Consider the following 21,445-nt stretch of genomic DNA (forward strand, 5'->3'; position numbering starts at 1 on the left):
CGCAGGCGGCCGGCGTCGACGCATCGGCGCCGCCTCCGGTGTCTCGTCCAACCTGTCCCGATCCGGCGCCGTCGCCTGCGCGCGACGCGCTCGTCTCGTCGTGCGGCGCAAGCCGCGCCGCCCGCCTGATGCTCAGTTCACCCGCGCGTCGATCAGCCGGACCAGCGCGAGCAGCGTTTCCGCATGCGGCACCGCGACGCCCGCTTCGCGCGCGGCCGCGACGACCTTGCCGCTGATCGCTTCGATTTCCGTGCGGCGGCCCGCGAGCACGTCCTGCAGCATCGACGGGCGATGGCCGCGATGCGCGCGGATCGCATGCTCGACGCTGTGCGAGATGCGTTCGCCGTCGACCGCGATGCCCTTCGCGCGGGCGACGGCGGCCACCTCGGCTGCAATCGCGAGGGCAAGCCGCGGCCCGTCGTGATGATTGCCGAGCTGGTCGACCGTGCAGCCCGTCGCCGCGCACAGCGTGTTGAGCGCCGCGTTGAACGCGACCTTCTCCCAGATCGCGGCCCACACGTCGGCTTCCAGCGTGCACGCGAGCCCGGCGCGCGACAGCGCATCGGCCACCGTCGCCGCGAACGGGCGCGCCGCGCCGTCGGCCGTCATCATGCGGATCGCGCCCGCGCCGTGCGAGCGCACGTGCGCCGGCCCCGCCGCGTCGGCCGGCCACGTCGTCACGCCGACCAGGATGCGTTCGAGCGGGACGAACGCATTCAGCGTCTCGACGTTGCCGAGCCCGTTCTGCAGCGTCAGCACGTGCGTGTCCTGCTCGAGCAGCGCGCGCACGCCGTCGAGCGCGGCGCGCGTATGCAGCGACTTCGTGAAAACGATCAGCAGGTCGAACGATGCATCGGGCGATGCGGCCGCAGCCGCATTCGCCACTTCCGGCCGTACGGCCTGCAACGTACGGATGCGTCGGTCTCCCCGATCGTCGTCGATGCGCAATCCGTCGCGGCGAATCGCATCGAGATGCGCATCGTTCACGTCGATCAGCGTGACGGCCTCGCCGCTTTCGGCCAGCCGCCCGCCGAACAGCGAGCCCATCGCGCCGGCGCCCAGAATCGCAATCCTCATCGTCGTCGGCCTCGTCAGAACGGATAGTGGCGCGGTGCGGTCTGCACCGTGATCCAGCGCAGGTCCGTGAACGCCGCGATGCCGGCCTTGCCGCCGAAGTGGCCGAAGCCGCTGTCCTTCACGCCGCCGAACGGCATCTGCGCCTCGTCGTGCACGGTCGGACCGTTCACGTGGCAGATGCCCGACTCGATGCGGGCCGCGACGCGCATCGCACGCGCGACGTCGCGGCTGAACACGGCCGACGACAGCCCGAACGCGTTGTCGTTCGCGCAGCGGATCGCGGCGTCCTCGCCATCGACGCGCACGATGCCCTTCACCGGGCCGAACGACTCCTCCGCATAGATGCGCATCGCCGGCGTCACATGGTCGAGCAGCGTGGCCGGGAACAGCGTGCTGTCGGCCTTGCCGCCGCACACGAGCGTCGCGCCGTGCGCGAGCGCATCGTCGATCAGCGCGTTGCAGCGCTCGACGGCCTTCATGTCGATCAGCGAACCGAGCACGACGGGCCCCTGGCGCGGATCGCCGAGCGGTAGCGACGCGGCCTTGTCGGCGAGCTTCGCGACGAACGCATCGGCAATCGACGCGTCGACGACGATGCGTTCGGTCGACATGCAGATCTGCCCGGAATTCGCGAACGCGCCGAACGCGGCCGCCGCGACCGCCGCATCGAGATCGGCATCGTCGAGCACGACGAACGGCGCCTTGCCGCCGAGCTCCAGCACCGACGGCTTCAGGTGGCGCGCACAGGCTTCGGCGACGATCCTGCCGACGCGCGTCGAGCCCGTGAAATTCACGCGGCGCACGGCCGGATGCGCGATCAATGCATCGACGATGGTGCCCGCATCCTCGGGCGCGTTCGTCACGAAATTGACGACGCCCGGCGGCAGCCCGGCTTCCTGCAGCGCCTCGACGATCAGCCCGTGCGTGACGGGGCACAGCTCCGAGCCCTTCAGCACGACGGTGTTGCCGCACGCGAGCGGCAGCGCGAGCGCGCGCGTCGCGAGGATCACCGGCGCATTCCACGGTGCGATGCCGAGCACGACGCCGGCCGGCTGCCGCACGCCCATCGCGAGCGAACCGGGCACGTCGGACGGGATCAGCTCGCCGCCGACCTGCGTGGTCAGCGACGCGGCCTCGACGAGCCCGCTCGCGGCGAGATGCACATTGAAGCCGGCCCACAGCGCGGACGCGCCCGTCTCCGCCGCCATCGCGGCGACGAACTGCTCGTGCTTCGCTTCGAGCGCGGCGGCCGCCTTCAGCAGCAATGCGCGGCGGGCGCCGGGGCCGAGCGCGGCCCATGCGGGAAACGCGCGGGCGGCCGCGTCGGCCGCCGCGCGCGCATCGTCGACGGTGCACGCGGGCGCTTCGGACGCGACTTCGCCGTCAAGCGGGTTGCGGCGCGCGAAGGTCGCGCCGCTGGATGAGTGACGGCGTTCGCCGCCGATCAGCATCGATACGGTTTGCATGGAATCTCCGGCAGGACGCGCACTGCGCATCACGTCATTCAGACAATCTCGACTTCGACGACGACCGGCGTCGCCGCACGCAGCGCGTCGGTCAGCGCGTCACGCAGGTGCGCCGCATCGGACACGCGCACGCCCCGGCAGCCCATCCCTTGCGCGAGCGCGACGAAATCCAGGTTCGGCAGATCGGTGCCCTGCACGGGATCGTCCGGGCCGAAGCCGAACACCGGCGCGAAATCCTGCAGCGCCGCGTAGCGCCGGTTATTGAGGATCACGAACGTGACCGGCAGCTTCAGCTGCGCGGCGCTCCACAGGGCCTGGATCGAATACAGGCTCGACCCGTCGCCGATCAGCCCGATCACGCGCCGGCCCGGCTGCGCGAGCGCGACGCCGACGGCGGCCGGCATCCCGTAGCCGAGCCCGCCGCTGTCCATCGTGTAGAACGTGCCGCTGTGCGTGAACGGCAGGTGTTCCTGCATCACGGGCCGCGCGCTCGGTGCTTCCTCGACGACGATGTCGTCCGCGGCGCGCACGTCGGCGAGCGTCTGCAGCGCGAACGCGACCGGCATGCGCTCGCCGGCGGCCGGCGGTTCGACCCGCGCACGCGGCGGCCGCGGCGCGGGCATCGGCCGCTCGGGCGGCGCCGGGCGCGCGAGCAGGTCGCGCGCGGCGAGCCGCAGGTTGCCGACGACCGCATCGCCCGACGGCGTCCACGCGGCGATGCCCGGATCGTCGACGAGCTGCACGAGCGTCGCGCCCGGCGGCACGTGCGGGCCGAAGCCCTCGATGTGATAGGTGAACGCGGGTGCGCCGAACGCGAACACGAGGTCGTGCCCGTCGAGCCGCGCGACGATCTTCTCGCGGATCGCGGGCAGGAAGCCGGCGAACAGCGGATGGTCCTCGGGGAAGCTGCAGCGCCCCGACATCGGCGCGACGTACACGCGCGCACGGTGCCGCTCGGCGAGCCGCACGACGTCGTCCCACGCGCCGGCGCGATCGACGGCCGCCCCGACCACGAACGCCGGCCGCCGCGCGGCGTCGAGCGCATCGCCGAGCCGCGCGAGCGCGTCCGGGTCGGGCCGCACGACGTTGCTGACGTCGCGGCGCGGCAGCAGCTCGGCCGGCTGGTCCCAGTCGTCGACCGGGATCGACACGAATACGGGCCCACGCGGTTCCTGCATCGCAATGCGGTACGCACGCGCGATCGCGGCCGGCACGTCCTGCGCGCGCGCGGGCTCGATGCTCCATTTCACATACGGCTTCGGCAGCTCGGCGGCCTGCGTCGCGCCGAGGAACGGGTCGAACGGCAGGATCGCGCGCGCCTGCTGGCCCGCGGTGACGATCAGCGGCGTGCGGTTCTTGAAGGCGGTGAAGAGATTGCCCATCGCGTTGCCGACGCCCGCCGCCGAATGCAGGTTGACGACCGCCGCATTGCCGGTGGCCTGCGCGTGGCCGTCGGCCATCCCGACCACGACGGCTTCATGCAAGCCGAGCACGTAGCGGAAATCGTCCGGGAAGTCGCGGAACATCGGCAACTCGGTCGAGCCGGGATTGCCGAACACGCGGTCGATGCCGAACTGGCGAAGCAGGTCGATCACCGCATCGCGAACGGTGATCGGTGTGGCGGAAGGGGGCGTATGGCCGGACATGCTCGGGCGTCTCCTCGATGGCTTGGCGGTTTCCACAGTATCGAAGCGCGAGTCATTCTCGGATACTGTATTTTTTGCGATAAGCCATACCGTTTCGACATGAGTTTCGACCTCCGACAATTGCGCGCCTTCACGACGATCGTCGCGTGCGGCAGCCTCGGCCGCGCGGCCGACGCACTGCACGTGACGCAGCCGGCGCTGAGCCGGATCCTGAAGCGGCTCGAGAACCAGGTCGGCGCGCCCCTGTTCGAGCGCCATTCGAAGGGCGTGCAGCTCACCGCGTTCGGCGAGGCGCTGCTGCCGCACGCGACGCTGCTGCAGCACGAGGCCGAGCACGCACGCGAGGAGCTCGACGCGATGCGCGGGTTTGCGAAGGGCACGATCAAGGTCGGCACGGTGGGCAGCATCGCGAGCCTCGTGCTACCGGTTGCGGTCGGCCGTGTGCTCGACCGCTGGCCGAACCTGCGCGTCGAGATCATCGAAGGCGTGTGGGACCGGCTCGCGGAAGGGCTGAACAAGCACGAGATCGATCTCGCGCTGTCCGCGCACGGGCCCGATACCGACGAGATCGTCGCGATTCCCGAGTGCCGCTGGGAGGATCGCAGCCACATCGTTGCGGCGCCGCACCATCCGCTGCGCACGCTCGGCCGCGCGCCGACGCTCGTCGACACGCTGCACGCGCGCTGGGCGATTCCGCCGCGCGGCACCGCGCCGTTCGACCACATGCGCGCGACCTTCGACGCACACGGGCTCGCGCTGCCCGACATCGCGGTCGAGACGCGCTCGGTTACTACATTGAAGAGCCTCGTCGCGCATGCGGGCTTCCTGAGCTGGATGGCCGAGCCGATGTACGGCGCCGAGCAGCGCGCCGGCACGATCGACACGTTGCCCGTGCGCGAAGTCGTCGCGGTGCGCACGCTCACCGCGTTCCGGCGCCGCCACGGCATCCTGCCGGGGCCAGCGGGCAAGCTGCTCGAGGAACTCGTCGCGTTGACGCGCGAAGGTCGCTGACGGCGCTTTCCGCACCGGCCACCCATTCGCGCCCTCCCGCCCCACCCGCACGCCACCGCCGCAGCGCACCATCGAAATGCCGTTTCCCCGCCTTGACTTTCGCTCGCCCGAATACGATCATTCGCTCACACAAAGAGCAAATGATCGTATTCGACAGGACTGTCAGGCACGAACAGGAGACACACCGGATGAGCGCATCGCCCTCCGCCCGCACGCCCGTGCTGCTGCACATCGGCGCGGGCTCGTTTCACCGCGCGCACCAGGCGTGGTATCTGCATCGCGTGAACGCGGCCGTCCCGGCCGACGAGCGCTGGTCGCTGACCGTCGGCAACATCCGCGACGACATGCACGCGACGATGGACGCGCTCGCCGCGCAGCACGGCGCCTACACGCTCGAAGCCGTCACGCCGCAAGGCGAGCGCGCGTACGAGACGATCCGCGCGATCACGCGCGTGCTGCCGTGGTCGATCGACCTCGCCGCACTGATCGACGCCGGCGCCGATCCGGCCTGCCGGATCGTGTCGTTCACCGTGACCGAAGGCGGCTACTACCTCGACGAACACAACCGCCTCGACCTCGCGAACCCCGATCTCGCGGCCGACCTGCAGGGCGCGCGCACGACGCTGTACGGCGCGCTCGCGGCGCTGCTCGCCGAACGCGTGAAGCGCGGCGCGGGCCCGCTCACGCTGCAGAGCTGCGACAACCTGCGCAACAACGGCGCGCGCTTTCGCGCGGGGATGCGCGAATTCCTCGAGCGGCGCGGCCAGGCCGACCTGCTCGCGTGGTTCGATGCGAACGTCGCGACACCGAGCGCGATGGTCGACCGCATCACGCCACGCCCGACCGCCGACGTGCGCGAGCGCGTGCTGGCGGCCACCGGCTTCGACGACGCCTGCCCGGTGATGGGCGAATCGTTCATCCAATGGGTGATCGAGGATCGCTTCGCGGCCGGCCGGCCGAAGTGGGAAGTGGCCGGCGCCGAACTCGTCGACGACGTGCACCCGTACGAGGAAGCGAAGATCCGCATCCTCAACGCGACGCACAGCTGCATCGCGTGGGCCGGCACGCTCGCGGGCCATACGTATATCCACGAAGGCACGCACGACGCGGCGATCCGCCGCTTCGCGCACGACTACGTGACGCAGGACGTGATCCCGTGCCTCACGCCGAGCCCGCTCGATCTCGCGCGCTACCGCGACGTCGTGCTCGAACGCTTCGGCAACCCGTACGTGCTCGACACGAACCAGCGCGTCGCGGCCGACGGTTTCTCGAAGATTCCCGGCTTCATCGCGCCGACGCTCGTCGAATCGTTCGCACGCGGGGCGGCGCCGGTCGCCACCGCCGTGCTGCCCGCGCTGTTCCTGCGCTTTCTCGAACGCTGGGCGCGCGGCGCGCTGCCGTACGCGTACCAGGACGGCGTGATGGACGAAAGCGCCGCGCGCGCGATCGTCCAGGCCGACGACCCCGTCGTCGCGCTGGGCGCGAACCGACAGCTGTGGGGCTCGCTCGCCGGCAACGCCGCGCTGTTCGAGGCCCTGCGCGGCGGACTCCGGCGTGTCGACGCATGGCTCGCGGCACGCTGACGCGCATCCGGGCGAACCTGCCTTGGCACGGGCGCGGCCGCGCGGCTAAAGTAGCGACTCCCCACTGACGGAACGGATCGCTCATGTATCTCGGCATCGACCTCGGCACCTCGGAAGTGAAGGTGCTGCTGCTCGCCCCGGACGGCACGGTCGTCGGCACCGCCGGCTCGCCGTTCACCGTGTCGCGGCCGCATCCGCGCTGGGCCGAACAGCATCCGGACGACTGGTGGCAAGGCACGCTCGCCGCGCTCGCGGCGCTGCGCGAACGGCACCGCGACGCGTTCGCGGCCGTGCGCGGCATCGGCCTGTCGGGCCAGATGCACGGCGCCGTGCTGCTCGGCCGCGACGATCGCGTGCTGCGCCCCGCGATCCTGTGGAACGACATGCGCAGCGCCGACCAATGCGCGCTGCTCACCGAACGCGCGCCCGATCTCCACGCACTGGCCGGCAACCTCGCGATGCCGGGCTTCACCGCGCCGAAACTGCTGTGGGTCGCGAAGCACGAACCCGACGTGTTCGCGGCGACCGCCTGCGTGCTGATGCCGAAGGACTACCTGCGGTTCCGGCTGACCGGCGCGAAGGTGTCCGATCCGTCGGACGCCGCCGGCACACTGTGGCTCGACGTCGCGCGCCGCGACTGGTCGGACGCGCTGCTCGCCGCGTGCGGGATGACGCGTGAGCAGATGCCGCGCATCGTCGAAGGCAACGCGCCGTCCGGCACGCTGCGCGCCGACATCGCACGCGAACTCGGGCTGTCGGAGGCCGTCGTGGTGGCCGGCGGCGGCGGCGACAACGCGACGAGTGCGCTCGGCATCGGCGCGATCCATGCGGGCGACGGCTTCGTCTCGCTCGGCACGTCCGGCGTGCTGAGCGTGGTCGGCGATCGCTTCATGCCGAACCCCGCATCGGCCGTGCATGCGTTCTGCCATGCGATTCCCGATCGCTGGCAATTGATGAGCGTGGTGCTGTCGGCCGCGAGCTGCCTGCGCTGGGTCTGCAAGCTGACCGGCACCGACGAGCCCGCGCTGCTCGCGGAAATCGAAACGCTCGACGCCGACGCGCTCGCAACGGCCCCGCTGTTCCTGCCCTACCTGTCCGGCGAGCGCACCCCGCACAACGACCCGTACGCGCAAGGCGTGTTCTTCGGGATGACGCATGCGACCGAACGCGCGCACCTCGGCTATGCGGTACTCGAAGGCGTGACGCTCGGCCTCGCCGACGGTCTCGACGCGCTGCATGCGGCCGGCGTCGAAACCGACCAGCTGTCGCTGATCGGCGGCGGCGCGCGCAGCGCGTTCTGGGCGCAGCTGATCGCCGATGCGCTGAACGTGCGCACGCGCCAGCACGGCGGCGGCGAAACCGGCGCGGCACTCGGCGCGGCACGGCTCGGCTGGCTGGCCGTCGGCGGCGATCCGCATGCGGTGCTGACCAAGCCGCCGGTGCGCGCCGAATACGCGCCGGATGCGGCCCGCCATGCGCTGCTGCGCGAACGCCTCGATGCGTTCCGCGCGCTGTACCGTCACGTGCAGCCGCTGTACGAGCCGTCGCGCGCACGGCTCGCGTAAGCGCCGCACGTCACGCGCGGCGGCCGTCGGCCGTGCGCGCGACATGCGGTACAGTGGATGCCGCCATGCGGCCCGCCGGCCGGCCCGCGGGGCGCCCCCCGATCCGAACCGAATCGCTATCGTGTCCAAGTCCTCAGAAAAACTCGATCTCGCCACGCGTGCCGCGTGGCTCTACTACGTCGCGGGCGACACGCAGAACGAAATCGCGGAGAAGCTGCAGGTATCGCGCCCGGTCGCGCAGCGCCTCGTCGCGTTCGCAGTCGAGAAGAACCTGATCCGCGTGCGCGTCGACCACCAGCTCGCCGACTGTCTCGATCTCGGCGCGCAGCTGTCGAAGCGCTACGGCCTCGCGATGTGCGAAGTCGTGCCCGTCGATGCCGATGCGCCCGACGCGATCGACCGCAAGCTCGCGGTCGCCGGCGCGCAGGTGATGGAGCGCTACCTGAACGAAACCCGGCCGATGGTGATCGCGGTCAGCAGCGGCCGGACGCTGAAGGCCGCGGTCGCGCAGATCGCGCAGATCGACCGCCCGCAGCACCGGCTCGTGTCGATGGTCGGCGCGATCGCCGCCGACGGTTCGTCGAACCGCTACGACGTCGCGCAGTACATCTCCGAGAAAACCGGCAGCAAGCACTTCCTGCTGCCCGCGCCGCTGTTCGCCGACAGCGACGCCGAGCGCGCGCAGTGGTGCAATCACCGGCTGTACCGGATCGTCGAGGCGCTGTCGGGCAAGGCCGACGTTGCGTTCGTCGGGATCGGCAACATCGGCCCACACTGCCCGCTCTATGAAGACGGCTTCATCACCGAACAGGAGCGCGACGAGATGACCGCGCTCGGCGCGGTGGCCGAACTGCTCGGCGTGCCGATCGACGCGCAGGGCACGCAGATCGCCGTATCGACGAGCGCGCGCGTAACGAGCGTCGCGCTCGCCACGCCGCCGAAGCTGCCGACGATCGCGTTCGCCGGCGGCCCGAAGAAACACGACGCGGTGATTGCCGCGCTGCGCGGCGGCTGGCTGTCGGGGCTCGTCACCGACGAAGCGTGCGCGCGCGCCGCGCTCGCCGCGAAAGCGACCTGACGCAGAAGCCGCGCACCGCGCGCGGCTGTGTCGAACGCTCAAGCCGCGTGCGGCGCCGGAAACGCATGCCGGCGCGCACGCCACGCGCCGCCCCCCACACCGTGATCGTGGGGCCGGCATCCGCCCCCCAGGCCGCGCGCGTTCATAGACTAGATGGCCGAACCCCTGCGCGTCTGACCGGCGCAGGCGCCGGCCGTCATGCGGCCTTCGCGTGCACGCTCAACCGCCGGAACGCCCGCCCGTGCTCGTCGAACAGGTGGCAGTGCTCGGCGTCCGCGTGCACATGCAGCGCCTCGCCGGTGCGGTACGTGTCGAGCGGCGGAATCCGCGCGATCAGCCCGTCCGGCGCGACGGCCGACTCCGCGTACAGATACGCGGCATCGCCGAGCGACTCGACGGCCATCACCCTGGCAGCAACGTCGGTCGCCGAAGCTTCGACTTTCAGATGCTCGGGCCGCACGCCGACCGTCACCGCCGCGCCGCGCTGCAAGCCCGCTGCTTCGACCGCGACGCGCTGCGCCTCGCCGCTGTCGAAACGCACGAGCACGCCGCCCGCATCGACCGCTTCGACGGTGCCCTTCAGGAAGTTCATCTTCGGCGAGCCGATGAAGCCCGCGACGAACTGGTTCGCCGGCGCGTGGTACAGCTCGTTCGGTGTGCCGACCTGCTGCACCGCGCCGCCCGACAGCACGACGATCTTGTCGGCGAGCGTCATCGCCTCGACCTGGTCGTGCGTCACGTAGATCATCGTCGTCTTCAGCTCGTCGTGCAGCCGCGCGAACTCCAGCCGCATCTTCACGCGCAGCGCCGCGTCGAGGTTCGACAGCGGCTCGTCGAACAGGAACACCTTCGGCTTGCGCGTGATCGCGCGGCCGATCGCGACGCGCTGCCGCTGGCCGCCCGACAGCTGCTTCGGCTTGCGGTCGAGCAGATGGTCGATGTGCAGGATCTTCGCGGCCTGCTTCACCGCCTGGTCGATCTCCGGCTTCTTCGCGCCCGCGAGCTTCAGGCCGAACGCCATGTTGTCGTACAGCGTCATGTGCGGGTACAGCGCATACGACTGGAACACCATCGCGATGCCGCGCTTCGCGCTCGGCACGTCGTTGACCTTCGCGCCGTCGATCATCAGGTCGCCGCTCGAAATATCCTCGAGGCCGGCGATCATCCGCATCAGCGTGGATTTGCCGCAGCCGCTCGGGCCGACGAACACGACGAATTCGCCGTCGGCGATGTCGAGGTTCACGTTGCGCAGCACTTCGGTGTCGTCGTAGCGCTTCGCGATGTTGCGCAGGAGCACGCTTGCCATGATCTGTCTCCGTTCGTTCGTGATGCGCCGCGTCGAACGCGGCGCGCAATCATTCGGGGTGGCTAGTTCGGCAGCACCGCGCCGGTCGCCTGCCAGCGCGCGACGTAGCCGGGCAGCTCGTGCATGTCGTCGAAGACGTGACGCGCGCCGATGCCGCGCAGCGCGTCGATCTGCGCGGCCGACGCATGCCCGCCGCCGACGAAGCCGAGCACGGTCATGCCGGCCGCGGCGGCCGCGGTGATGCCGGTCACGCTGTCCTCGACCACGAGGCACCGGGCCGGCGCGACGCCGAGCGTGCGCGCCGCCGCGAGATACACGTCGGGCGCCGGCTTCGGCCGCGCGACGGCGTCCGCGCAGAACAGCCGGTCGCCGAAGAAGCGTGCGAGGCCCGTGCGGGTCAGCGCCGCCTCGACGTACGCACGGTAGCTGTTGCTCGCGCAGGCCGTCGTCAGTTCGATCGCGGCCAGCGCCGCATCGATGCCGTCGACCATCGGCGCGTTGACGGCCGCCGCCTCGACCGCGGCGCGGATCTCGACGACGTCGTCGTTCGACAGCGTGCGGCCGAGCGCGTCGCATGCGCCGGCCAGCACGCGCTCGATGCGCAGCCCGAGCAGCGGCATCACGGCCGGCCGCGCATCCGCGCCCGGCCAGCGGGCATCGAGTTCGCGCACGAGCACGTCGGCCGCCACCGCCTCGCTGTCGATCAGCACACCGTCGCAATCGCAGATCAGGACGTTCATCGCGGTCATTTGACGGCTCCGAACGTGAGCCCGCGCACGAGCTGCTTCTGCGACAGCCAGCCGACGATCAGGATCGGCGCGACCGCGAGCAGCGACGCCGCGGACAGCTTCGCCCAGAACAGCCCCTCGGGGCTCGAGTACGACGCGATGAACACGGTCAGCGGCGCCGCATTCGAGCTCGACAGGTTGATGCTCCAGAATGCCTCGTTCCACGACAGGATCACGAGCAGCAGCGCGGTGGACGCGAGCCCCGGCAGCGCCATCGGCATCAGCAGGTAGACGATCTCCTGCCACGTCGACGCGCCGTCGATGCGCCCGGCCTCGAGGATGTCCTTCGGGATCTCGTTGAAGTACGTGAAGGTCATCCACACCGCGATCGGCAGGTTGATCAGCGTGTAGACGATCACGAGGCCCGACACGGTATCGAGCAGCCCCGCGTTCTTCCACAGCAGGTAGATCGGCACGAGCACGCCGACCGACGGCATCATCTTGGTCGACAGCATCCACAGCAGCACCTTCTGCGTGCGATGGTTCGGGAAGAACGCCATCGCGTACGCGGCCGGCACCGCGAACAGCAGCGAGATCACCGTGACGCCCGCCGAGATCAGCACCGAGTTCCACGCGAACGCGAAGTAGTTGCTGCGCGCGAACACCTCGCGGAAGCTGTCGAGCGTCGGGATGAAGAACAGCGACGACGCATACGCCTGCTGCTCGGTCTTGAACGCGGTGATCGCCATCCAGAAGATCGGGAAGAACAGCAGCAGCGCGATCAGCCACGCGAGCGTGCCGGGCAGCGCGCGCCGCACGAGGTCGAACACGGCCGGCACGCGCCGGCTTTCCAAAGTCAGGTCGCTCATTTCTCGTATTCCCCCTTCAGGTTGCGCGCGAGCATCCGCACGAGGAAGAACGACACGACGTTCGCAACCACCACGGCGATGATGCCGCCCGCGGACGCGAGGCCGACGTCGAACTGCTGCAGGCCGAGCGCGTAGATCAGGTAGGACAGGTTGGTCGTCGCATTGCCGGGGCCGCCGCCGGTCGTCGTGTAGATCTCCGCGAAGATCGACAGCAGGAAGATCGTCTCCATCATCACGACCACGGCGATCGCGCGCTTCAGGTGCGGCAGCGTGATGTAGAAGAACATCGCGATCGGGCCCGCGCCGTCGATGCGCGCCGCTTCCTTCTGCTCCTGGTCGAGCGACTGGATCGCGGTGAACAGGATCAGGAACGCGAACGGCAGCCACTGCCACGCGACGATGATGATCACGGCGGTGAGCGGGTAATCGGCGAACCAGTCGATCGGCGTCATGCCGAGCGCGCGCATCGCGTTCGCGACGAGCCCGTACACCGGGTGCAGGATCATGTTCTTCCAGATCAGCGCGGACACCGTCGGCATCACGAAGAACGGCGCGATCGCGAGCAGGCGTGCAACGCCCTGCCCGTAGAACTTGCGGTCGAACAGCACCGACATCAGCACGCCGCCGATCACCGTGATCGCGAGCACCGCGCCGATCAGCACGAGCGTGTGCCAGATCGCGGGCAGGAACGACGGATCGGTCGCGAGGAAGCGGTAGTTGTCGAGCCCGGCGAAGCCCTTCACGTCCGGGTTCAGCAGGTTGTAGCGCGAGAACGAATACCAGATCGTCATCGCGAGCGGAATCGACATCCACAGCAGCAGCACCGCGACGGACGGCGAGACGAGCCAGCTCGCGCCGCCGCGCGCGCGGCGCGGCGCGCCGGGCGGCGACGACGCGTCGCCGACCGACGGCGCGTGAGCGTGGCTCAGGGGAAGACGCAGGTGACGCATGATCGGAGTCCCTCCGGTTGATGCGCGGGCGCGAAGGCCTGCCCGCCTGTCAGCTTCGACGACGCGCACCGTGCGCCACCGCGCACGGTGCGGGCCGCGTTACTTCTTGTAGCCGGCCTGCCGCACCGCGCGGTCGGCGGCGGCCTGCCCGGCGGCGAGCGCCTGGTCGACCGACATCTGGCCCGCGACCGCACCCGCGATCGACTGGCCGACCACCGTGCCGAACGACTGGAATTCAGGAATCCCGACGTACTGCACGCCCGTGTACGGCACCTTCTTCAGCGACGGATCGTTCGGGTCGGCCGTCTCGATCGCCTTCAGCACGAAGTCCGAGAACGGCGCGGCGGCCTTGTACTCGGGGCGCTGATAGGTCGACGTGCGCGTGCCCGGCGGCACCGACGCCCAGCCTTCATCCTTGCCAACCATCTCGATGTACTGCTTCGACGTCGCCCACGCGATGAACTTGCGCGCGGCGTCCTGCTGCTTCGACGTCTTCGGCACAGCCAGCGCCCAGGCCCACAGCCAGTGCGAACCCTTCGGCGTCGCGGCAACCGGCGCGGCCGCGAAGCCGATCTTGTCGGCCACCTGCGACTGCTGCTTGTTATAGAGCATGCCGGCCGCGACCGTCGCATCGATCCACATCGCGCACTTGCCCGATGCGGTGAGGGTCAGGTTCTCGTTGAAGCCGTTCGAGCTCGCGCCCGGCGGGCCGTTCTTCTTCAGCAGGTTCACGTAGAAATTGATCGCCTTCTTCCACTCGGGCGACGTCAGCTGCGCGTTCCAGTTCTCGTCGAACCAGCGCCCGCCGTACGTGTTCACGACCGTCGACACGTACGCCATGTTCTCGCCCCACCCCGCCTTGCCGCGCAGGCAGATCCCGTAGGTGCCCTTCGCCTTGTCGGTGAGCTTGTCCGCGAATTCCGCGATCTGGTCGTAGGTCGGCTGGTCGGGCATCTTCAGCCCCTTCGCCGCGAACAGGTCCTTGCGGTAGAACGTCATCGAGCTCTCGACGTAGAACGGCAGCGCGTACAGCTGGCCGTTGTACGACAAGCTGTCGCGCGCGGTCTTCACGATGTCGTTCAGGTCGTAGTCGGCGGGCAGGCCCGTCATCGGCGCGAGCCAGCCGCGCTTGCCCCACTGCGGCGTCTCGTAGGTGCCGATCGCCATCACGTCGAACTGGCCGCTGCCGGTCGTGATGTCGGTCGTCGCGCGCTGGCGCAGCACGTTCTCCTCGAGGATCACCCAGTTCAGCTTGATGTCCGGGTTCGCCTTCTCGAAGGCCGGCGACAGCTTCTTCAGCTCGATCATGTCGGGATTGTTCAGCGTCGCGATCGTCAGCGTGCCGGCGGACGCGGCGCAGGCCGCCGTCGCGAGCGCGGCTCCGGCGAAGCAGCGTGCGGCGGCGTCGAGCATCTTTCGTTGCATGGCATGTCTCCTGTGTTTGTTCGAAGTGTCGTCGGTACTGCGTTTCCTTCGCGGCCCGTCACGCCGGCCGCTGCATTCCGCACGCGCGCGCATAGTGCGCGATCACGTCGCGTATCCGGTGGCGCACCCACGCACGCGGCTCTTTCGCGAGGCCGCCCGCGCGGCAGGCCGCGTACACGTCCGGCAACCACTGGGCGACGAGCGTTTCCGGCACCGGCTGCCGCGCGAGGTTGTCGAACAGTTGCTCGACCGCGGCCGCGACGGCCGGCTGCAGCCAGTAGTAGCGGATCCGGTCGCTGTAGCTGAACTGGCGCGCGAGCCGCTGCTCGGTCTCGTCGCCGCGGTAATACGGCGCCCAGTGCTCGGGCTGCGCGCGCATCGCGGCGTCGACGACGTCGCGCAACCGCGAGCGCTGCGCGACGTCGTCGATCAATGCGTCCTCGATGAAGGTCAGCGCGAACAGCGCCTCGCGCAGCGCGAACGTCAGCGCGGGGCCGACCTTCAGCACCGCGAAGTGGTCGCGCACGAGCGCGGCGAGCGCCCCCTCGGTCTGGTAATCGGTCGAATGCGCCTCGAACACGAGGCCCGGCGTCTGCAGGATACTCGCGCCGAGCGACGCGGCCTTGGCACTGTCGTAGTCGAGCACGTGGCGATCGTCGAAGTCGACCCCCGGCTGCGCGACGATCGCGACGACGCGCGTCCACGCATCGTCGAGCCCGGCCGCCGCGAACGCGTGGCGGTGCGCGTCGAGCGTCGCCGCGATGCTGTCGCTGCGCGTGACCGCGATCTGCGCGATCGCGGCGTCGCCGTCGTCACCGCTGCCGCTGACCTCGCCGCCCGGCGTCGGCACCTCGGTGCCGATCACGTAGACGGGCGCGAGGCCGGCGCGCGCCGCCGCGTCTTCCGCCGCGCGGCACAGCTCGGCCGCGCGCGCGGCGATCGTGCGATCGTCGAGCCGCGCCGGATCGTCCGCGCACGCCATGCTCGCATCGAGGTGGATCTTTTCGAAGCCGGCTTCGACGTACGCGGCGACCATCGCACACGCTTCGCGCATCGCGTCGGCCGCGCGGCGATGCCGCCACGGATTCGGGCCGAGATGGTCTCCGCCGAGCACGAGCGCCGACGGCGGCAGCCCGCAACGCTGCGCGATCGCGTCGACGTCGCGGCGGAAATCGGCAGGCGTCATGCCCGTATAGCCACCGAGATGGTTGACCTGGTTGCAGGTCGCCTCGATCAGCAGCGGCGAACCGTCCGCGCGCGCCGCTTCGCACGCGGCCTCCAGCACGAGCCGGTGCGCGCTGCAGATCGAATAGATGCCGCGCTGCGCATCCGCGCGGTTCGCGTCGAAGATCATCCGCAGCACGGCGTCCGCGTGCGCGGTGCGCGAACGTTCGGCGAAGGTCGTCAGGCCGGACATGCGATACCTCGTTCGGTCAGGAAACGGTCGATTTCGGCCGCGCTGCTGTTGCCCTCCATCGGGCCGCGCCGCGTGACCGCGATTGCCCCGGCCGCGTTCGCGCGACGCAGCGCAACCTCGATCGGCACGCCGGCGACGAGGCTCGCGACCAGCGTGCCGCCGAAGCAGTCGCCGGCGCCGGTCGGATCGACTTCGTCAACCTGGAACGCCGGCGCTTGCGCACGGTGCGCGCGATCGAACGCGACGCTGCCTTGCGCGCCGCGTTTCAGCACGACGCGCTCGAGCAGCGGATGGGTCGCGAGCAGGCCCGCGATCGCGCGCTCGGCCGGCTGCGGCCCGCAGAAGAACGGCAGGTCGGCTTCGCTCGGCAGGAACAGGTGGCACGCGGCGAGCATCTCGTCGAGCGCCGCGCGCATCGGGCGAAAGCTCAGCATCTCGGGCCGCACGTTCGGATCGAACGACACCTTGGCGCCGGCGCGCGCGGCCTCGATCACGCCGCGCTGCACGGCCGCGATCGCCGATTCGCTCGTCAGCGACGAACCCATCACGTGGAAGTAGCGGCAGCCGTCGAACATCGCGGTATCGACATCGGACGCATCGACGCACGCGGCCGCACTGGTGGACAGCGTGAACACGAAGCTGCGCGAACCATCGTCGCGATACGCGACGAACGCGGTGCCGGTCGGGCGCGCGACGCGACGGATGCGCGCGACGTCGACACCGTCGCGTTCGAGCCGCGCGACGATCGCGTCGCCGAATGCGTCGCGACCGACGCAGCCCGCATACGCGACGCTCGCGCCGAGCCGCGCGGCCTGGTCGGCGAAGATCGCCGGCGCGCCGCTCGGGAACGGCCCCTCGAACAGGCCCGGCGTATCGAAACCCTGGCCGCGCTCGGCGGCGACGAATTCGGCGAGCAGTTCGCCGGCGACGACGATCTCGGCCATCAGGCTAACCCTCCTCGTTCGACGGCGGCCGCGACGTTCGGGGCGGCCGCCTCATCGCAGGCCGGCCGGCGGGTGGCGCGTGCGAGCGGCATCACTTCAGCTCATCCAGTTGCCGCCGTCGACGTTCAGCGTCTGGGCGGTGATGTAATCGGCGTCGGACGACGCGAGGAACAGCGCGGCGCCCGTCAGGTCGCCCGGCACGCCCATGCGGCCGAGCGGCACGGCTTCGCCCACCAGCCGCTTCTTCTCGCCGAGCGGCCGGTTCTCGTAGCGCGCGAACAGCGCATCGACCTGCTCCCACATCGGCGTGTCGACGACGCCCGGCGCGATGCCGTTCACGTTGATCCGGTGCGGCGCGAGCGCGAGCGCGGCCGACTGCGTGTAGCTGATCACCGCGGCCTTGGTCGCGCAGTAGTGCGAAACGAGCGCCTCGCCACGACGCCCGGCCTGCGACGACATGTTGACGATCTTGCCGCCACGGCCCTGCTCGACCATCCGCTGCGCGACGGCCTGCATCAGGAAGAACAGCCCTTTCACGTTGACCGAGAACAGCCGGTCGAACACGTCCCACGATTCGTCGAGGATCGGCCGCATGTCGAACAGCGCCGCGTTGTTGAACAGGATGTCGACGCCGCCGAAGCGCTCGACCGCCGTGGTGACGATCCGCTCGATGTCGTCGCGGCGCGTGACGTCCGCGGTGACGGCCACCGCGCGGCCGGGGTTCGCCTCGATGAGCCGCGCGAGCGAGCCGCCTGCCGGCTTCAGGTCGACGAGCACGCAGCGTGCGCCCTCGTCCAGATAGCGTTGCGCGACCGCTTCGCCGATGCCGCTTGCGGCGCCCGTCAGGATCGCGACCTTGTCTTCCAGTCTCACTGGCTGTCTCCGGTTCGTTCTGCGTGTCGACGGCTGCGAGGTGAGCGAACGCTCGCGAACCGATCAATTGCTCTGTTAGTGATCGAATGATCGGATACGCGATTCGCGCTGTCAAGGCGAGGTGACGGCTTTCTATGACGCGCTGCGGCACAACGGCGCACCGCGGGGACCCGCCGCGCACGCCCGGCAAGGGCTAGCGCGCACGGTGCGGCGCAGCCGGATCGGCGATGAAGGGGACGGAGCGAGGACGGAAACGGGATTTCGCGCTGCACGGCGCGGCGATACGTTATATCATCGCCGTACTTTGTTTCATCGCGCTGCTTCACGCCATGGCTACCTCATCGTCCATTGACGCCCGGCTGTCCCGGGCCGACGCATTCGCCGCCGAGCACGGGCTCGCGTGGACGCCGCTGCGCCGCCAGGTCTACGAACGCGTGCTGGCCGCGCAGCGCCCGATCGGCGCGTACGACCTGCTCGCCGAGCTCGAGCCGCAGCGCGGCCGCGTGCCGCCCACGACCGTCTACCGCGCACTGGATTTCCTCGTCGAGCACGGCTTCATCCACCGGATCGAATCGAAGAACGCGTTCTTCGCGTGCTGCGAGATCGGCGTCCCGCACGAAGGCCAGTTCCTGATCTGCGACTCGTGCGGCGACACCGTCGAGATTCCCGGCGGCGACCTCGCGAAGCAATTGTCCGCGAGCGAGCCCGCGCACGGTTTCGAAGTCCACCACCAGGTCGTCGAGCTGAGCGGCCTGTGCGGACACTGCAAGCACAAGCCCGTGCAACGCTGACGCATCTCGCGCGGCGCACGCGCCGCCCCTTCCAACGAGGAGTTCCATGTCCATTGCCCTGAAGCGCGCGCCGCGGCGCGCCCTGTCGCCTGTCCGCTGGCTCGCCGTCGCCGCGCTGTCGCTCGCGGCGCCCGTGTTCGCGCAGGCCGCGACCGTCAACGTCGTGGCCGCCGAGAATTTCTACGGCGACGTCGCGTCGCAAATCGGCGGCAGCCACGTCGCGGTGACGAGCATCCTCAGCAATCCGGACCAGGATCCGCACCTGTTCGAAGCGAGCCCGAAGACGGCCCGCGCGCTCCAGCACGCGCAGGTGGTGATCTACAACGGCGCCAACTACGATCCGTGGATGAGCAAGCTGCTCGGCGCGTCGAAGCAGGCGAAGCGCGCGACGATCGTCGTCGCCGATCTGGTCGGCAAGAAGGCCGGCGACAACCCGCACCTGTGGTACGACCCGGCGACGATGCCGGCCGCCGCGCGCGCGATCGCGGCCGAGCTCGGCCGTGCCGACCCGGCGAACAAAGCCGAATACGACGCGAACCTGCAGAAGTTCGTCGCGTCGCTGAAGCCCGTCGACGACAAGGTCGCCGCGCTGCGCGCGCAGTACAAGGGCGTGCCGGTGACGGCCACCGAGCCCGTGTTCGGCTATATGTCCGACGCGATCGGCCTCGACATGCGCAACCAGCGCTTCCAGCTCGCGACGATGAACGACACCGAGGCGAGCGCACAGGACGTCGCCGCGTTCGAGAACGACCTGCGCAAGAAGCAGGTGCGCGTGCTGATCTACAACAGCCAGGCCGAAGAACCGATGACCAAGCGCATGCTGAAGATCGCGCGCGACGGCGGCGTGCCGACCGTCAGCGTCACCGAGACGCAGCCGGCCGGCAAGACCTTCCAGCAATGGATGGCCGGCCAGCTCGATGCGCTCTCGACCGCGCTGGCCGCCGGCAAGAAATAAACACTCCGTAACGAAATGACCGTCACTCCTCACGCACTCGCCGTCGATCGCGTCACGCTCGAGCTGGGCGGACGCACGATCCTGCGCGACGTCAGCTTCTCGATCGAACCCGGCGAATTCGTCGGCGTGCTCGGGCCGAACGGCGCGGGCAAGACGACGCTGATGCGCGCGGTGCTCGGCCTCGTGCCCGTGTCGGCCGGCACGCTGTCCGTCGGCGGCGTGCCGGTCGTGCGCGGCAACGCGTCGATCGGCTACATGCCGCAGATCCGAAGCGGCCTCGCGAACCGCCGGATGCGCGGCTACGACTTCGTCGCGATGGCCGCCGACGGCCACCGCTGGGGGCTGCCGCACACGAACGCGGCGACGCGCCGCGACGTCGACCGCGTGCTCGACCTCGTCGGCGGCCCGACGCTCGCGCGCCGGCCGCTGTCGGAACTGTCCGGCGGCGAGCGGCAGCGCCTGCTGCTCGCGCAATGCCTGCTCGGCAACCCGAAGCTGCTGCTGCTCGACGAGCCGCTGATCAGCCTCGACCCGAACCACCAGCGCGGCGTCGTCGAACTCGTGCGCAACGTGCAGCGCGAGCTCGGCATCACCGTGCTGTTCTCCGCGCACGAACTGAATCCGCTGCTGAACGCACTCGACCGCGTGCTGTATCTCGGCAACGGCGTGGCCGCGCTCGGCACCGTCGACGAGGTGATCACGAAGCCTGTGCTGTCACGGCTCTACGGTTCGCCGATCGACGTGATGCGCGTGAACGGCAAGATCTTCGTGATGTCGGGCGACGTCGAGATCGAGAAGCACGATCACGAACACGAGGACGACGACGGTCACTCGCACGGCGGTGGCGGCGGCCACGGCCATCACCACCACGGACACGCTCATCCCGGGCATTCGCACGATGTTTGAATACGACTTCATGATCAACGCCTTCGCGGCGTCGGGAATCGTCGCGGTGCTCGCGGGCATCGTCGGCTATTTCCTGGTGCTGCGCGGGCAGACCTTCGCCGGCCATGCGCTGTCGCACGTCGGCTTCACCGGCGCGACGGGCGCGGTGCTGCTCGGCATCTCGCCGATCTGGGGGATGGTCGGCTTCACGCTCGCGGCCGGGATCGGGATGGGCGCGCTCGGCGAGAAGCTCGCGGGCCGCGACGTCGCGATCGGCGTGATCCTGTCCGGCGCACTCGGCTTCGGCCTGCTGTTCCTGCATTTCTATACGTCGTTCGCGACGCAGGTCACCGCGCTGCTGTTCGGCAACGTGCTCGCGGTGAGCCACGACACGCTCGCGGTGCTCGCCGGCATCGGCGCGGTGAGCCTGCTCGCGCTCGCGCTGATCGCACGGCCGCTGCTGTTCGCGTCGCTGCAGCCCGAACTGGCCGAAGCCAAGGGCGTGTCGCTGCGCACGGTGTCGATGCTGTTCCTCGCGGTGTGCGCGCTCGCGGTGGCCGCGGCGACGCAGATCGTCGGCGTGCTGCTGGTGTTCACGCTGCTGGTCGGGCCGGCTGCCGCCGCGCAGAACGTGACGACGCGGCTGTCGACCGGCGTGCTGCTCGCCGCGCTGTTCGCGCTGTTCGAAGCGTGGCTCGGCATCGTGCTCGCGTATCACACCGACTGGCCGACGAGCTTCTGGATCACCGCGCTGTCGGCACTCGTGTACGGCGCGAGCCTGTTGCGGCGCCACTGAGCACCGCCTGGCGGATCGCCGCCCGAAGGAAATAAAAAACGCCGGCGTGCCCGAGGGCAGCGCCGGCGTTTTTTTCATGC

The 21,445-nt window shown here is 70.0% G+C and carries 19 protein-coding genes; 8 read left to right on the forward strand and 11 right to left on the reverse strand.

What is annotated here, in order from left to right:
- Nucleotides 1–132 precede the first annotated feature (132 nt).
- Genes LGM56_RS26740 through mdlC form a run of 3 tightly spaced genes read right to left on the reverse strand, consistent with a single transcriptional unit; the run spans nucleotide 133 to nucleotide 4,189 of the window.
- Nucleotides 133–1,077, reverse strand: a complete 945-nt coding sequence (locus LGM56_RS26740; protein WP_226207171.1) for a ketopantoate reductase family protein — start codon at nucleotides 1,075–1,077, stop codon at nucleotides 133–135.
- Between the two features lie 14 nt (nucleotides 1,078–1,091).
- The gene (locus LGM56_RS26745; protein ID WP_226207172.1) at nucleotides 1,092–2,543 is read right to left on the reverse strand and encodes an aldehyde dehydrogenase; all 1,452 of its coding nucleotides are present in this window, start codon (nucleotides 2,541–2,543) and stop codon (nucleotides 1,092–1,094) included.
- Between the two features lie 38 nt (nucleotides 2,544–2,581).
- Nucleotides 2,582–4,189, reverse strand: coding sequence for a benzoylformate decarboxylase (mdlC, locus tag LGM56_RS26750; RefSeq protein WP_226207173.1), 1,608 nt, complete (start codon nucleotides 4,187–4,189; stop codon nucleotides 2,582–2,584).
- Between the two features lie 99 nt (nucleotides 4,190–4,288).
- Here mdlC and LGM56_RS26755 point away from each other — a divergent pair, with 99 nt between their 5' ends.
- From LGM56_RS26755 to LGM56_RS26770, 4 genes are all read left to right on the forward strand, one after another.
- Entirely contained in the window at nucleotides 4,289–5,200 is a 912-nt protein-coding gene (locus LGM56_RS26755) for a LysR family transcriptional regulator (protein ID WP_226207174.1), read from the forward strand.
- A gap of 188 nt (nucleotides 5,201–5,388) precedes the next feature.
- Nucleotides 5,389–6,783 carry a D-arabinitol 4-dehydrogenase gene (gene dalD, locus LGM56_RS26760; RefSeq protein ID WP_226207175.1) on the forward strand — a complete coding sequence of 465 codons (1,395 nt, stop codon included), beginning with the start codon at nucleotides 5,389–5,391 and terminating at the stop codon, nucleotides 6,781–6,783.
- Between the two features lie 83 nt (nucleotides 6,784–6,866).
- Nucleotides 6,867–8,348: a xylulokinase gene (gene xylB, locus LGM56_RS26765; RefSeq protein WP_226207176.1), complete on the forward strand. Its 1,482-nt coding sequence runs from the start codon at nucleotides 6,867–6,869 to the stop codon at nucleotides 8,346–8,348.
- Nucleotides 8,349–8,469: 121 nt separating this feature from the next.
- The gene (locus LGM56_RS26770; RefSeq protein WP_226207177.1) at nucleotides 8,470–9,426 is read left to right on the forward strand and encodes a sugar-binding transcriptional regulator; all 957 of its coding nucleotides are present in this window, start codon (nucleotides 8,470–8,472) and stop codon (nucleotides 9,424–9,426) included.
- 196 nt (nucleotides 9,427–9,622) lie between these two features.
- On the opposite strand, the gene LGM56_RS26775 is transcribed toward LGM56_RS26770, so the two are convergent.
- The 8 genes from LGM56_RS26775 to LGM56_RS26810 form a co-directional block, all read right to left on the reverse strand.
- Nucleotides 9,623–10,732 carry an ABC transporter ATP-binding protein gene (locus tag LGM56_RS26775; RefSeq protein WP_226207178.1) on the reverse strand — a complete coding sequence of 370 codons (1,110 nt, stop codon included), beginning with the start codon at nucleotides 10,730–10,732 and terminating at the stop codon, nucleotides 9,623–9,625.
- A 62-nt stretch (nucleotides 10,733–10,794) separates the two neighbouring features.
- On the reverse strand, nucleotides 10,795–11,481 hold the full coding sequence (locus tag LGM56_RS26780; RefSeq protein WP_089495528.1) for an HAD family hydrolase: 687 nt from the start codon (nucleotides 11,479–11,481) through the stop codon (nucleotides 10,795–10,797).
- A complete protein-coding gene (locus LGM56_RS26785; RefSeq protein WP_089495529.1) occupies nucleotides 11,478–12,329 on the reverse strand; it encodes a carbohydrate ABC transporter permease in 852 nt (283 codons plus the stop codon). Before LGM56_RS26785 ends, LGM56_RS26780 begins: the two co-directional genes overlap by 4 nt.
- Nucleotides 12,326–13,279 (reverse strand): carbohydrate ABC transporter permease, encoded by a 954-nt coding sequence (locus LGM56_RS26790; RefSeq protein ID WP_046544533.1) that lies wholly within the window; start codon nucleotides 13,277–13,279, stop codon nucleotides 12,326–12,328. Before LGM56_RS26790 ends, LGM56_RS26785 begins: the two co-directional genes overlap by 4 nt.
- 99 nt (nucleotides 13,280–13,378) lie before the next feature.
- Nucleotides 13,379–14,704: an ABC transporter substrate-binding protein gene (locus tag LGM56_RS26795; protein WP_089446309.1), complete on the reverse strand. Its 1,326-nt coding sequence runs from the start codon at nucleotides 14,702–14,704 to the stop codon at nucleotides 13,379–13,381.
- A 58-nt stretch (nucleotides 14,705–14,762) separates the two neighbouring features.
- Nucleotides 14,763–16,121, reverse strand: coding sequence for a D-tagatose-bisphosphate aldolase, class II, non-catalytic subunit (locus LGM56_RS26800; protein WP_226207179.1), 1,359 nt, complete (start codon nucleotides 16,119–16,121; stop codon nucleotides 14,763–14,765).
- Nucleotides 16,109–17,065 (reverse strand): sugar kinase, encoded by a 957-nt coding sequence (locus LGM56_RS26805; protein ID WP_226207180.1) that lies wholly within the window; start codon nucleotides 17,063–17,065, stop codon nucleotides 16,109–16,111. Before LGM56_RS26805 ends, LGM56_RS26800 begins: the two co-directional genes overlap by 13 nt.
- Before the next feature lie 96 nt (nucleotides 17,066–17,161).
- Nucleotides 17,162–17,938 (reverse strand): L-iditol 2-dehydrogenase, encoded by a 777-nt coding sequence (locus LGM56_RS26810; RefSeq protein WP_089426211.1) that lies wholly within the window; start codon nucleotides 17,936–17,938, stop codon nucleotides 17,162–17,164.
- A gap of 329 nt (nucleotides 17,939–18,267) precedes the next feature.
- Between LGM56_RS26810 and LGM56_RS26815 the strand changes: the two genes are divergently transcribed.
- The 4 genes from LGM56_RS26815 to LGM56_RS26830 are packed head-to-tail and all read left to right on the forward strand — an operon-like array spanning nucleotide 18,268 to nucleotide 21,365.
- Entirely contained in the window at nucleotides 18,268–18,729 is a 462-nt protein-coding gene (locus LGM56_RS26815; RefSeq protein WP_011353040.1) for a Fur family transcriptional regulator, read from the forward strand.
- A 46-nt stretch (nucleotides 18,730–18,775) separates the two neighbouring features.
- Entirely contained in the window at nucleotides 18,776–19,684 is a 909-nt protein-coding gene (locus tag LGM56_RS26820; protein WP_089495533.1) for a metal ABC transporter solute-binding protein, Zn/Mn family, read from the forward strand.
- A gap of 15 nt (nucleotides 19,685–19,699) precedes the next feature.
- Nucleotides 19,700–20,590, forward strand: coding sequence for an ABC transporter ATP-binding protein (locus LGM56_RS26825; protein ID WP_089426213.1), 891 nt, complete (start codon nucleotides 19,700–19,702; stop codon nucleotides 20,588–20,590).
- On the forward strand, nucleotides 20,583–21,365 hold the full coding sequence (locus LGM56_RS26830; RefSeq protein ID WP_027789245.1) for a metal ABC transporter permease: 783 nt from the start codon (nucleotides 20,583–20,585) through the stop codon (nucleotides 21,363–21,365). The genes LGM56_RS26825 and LGM56_RS26830 overlap by 8 nt, the downstream gene beginning before the upstream one ends.
- The last annotated feature ends 80 nt before the right edge of the window (nucleotides 21,366–21,445 follow it).

This window comes from Burkholderia sp. AU38729 (assembly GCF_020419725.1).
In the GTDB taxonomy this organism is placed as follows: domain Bacteria; phylum Pseudomonadota; class Gammaproteobacteria; order Burkholderiales; family Burkholderiaceae; genus Burkholderia.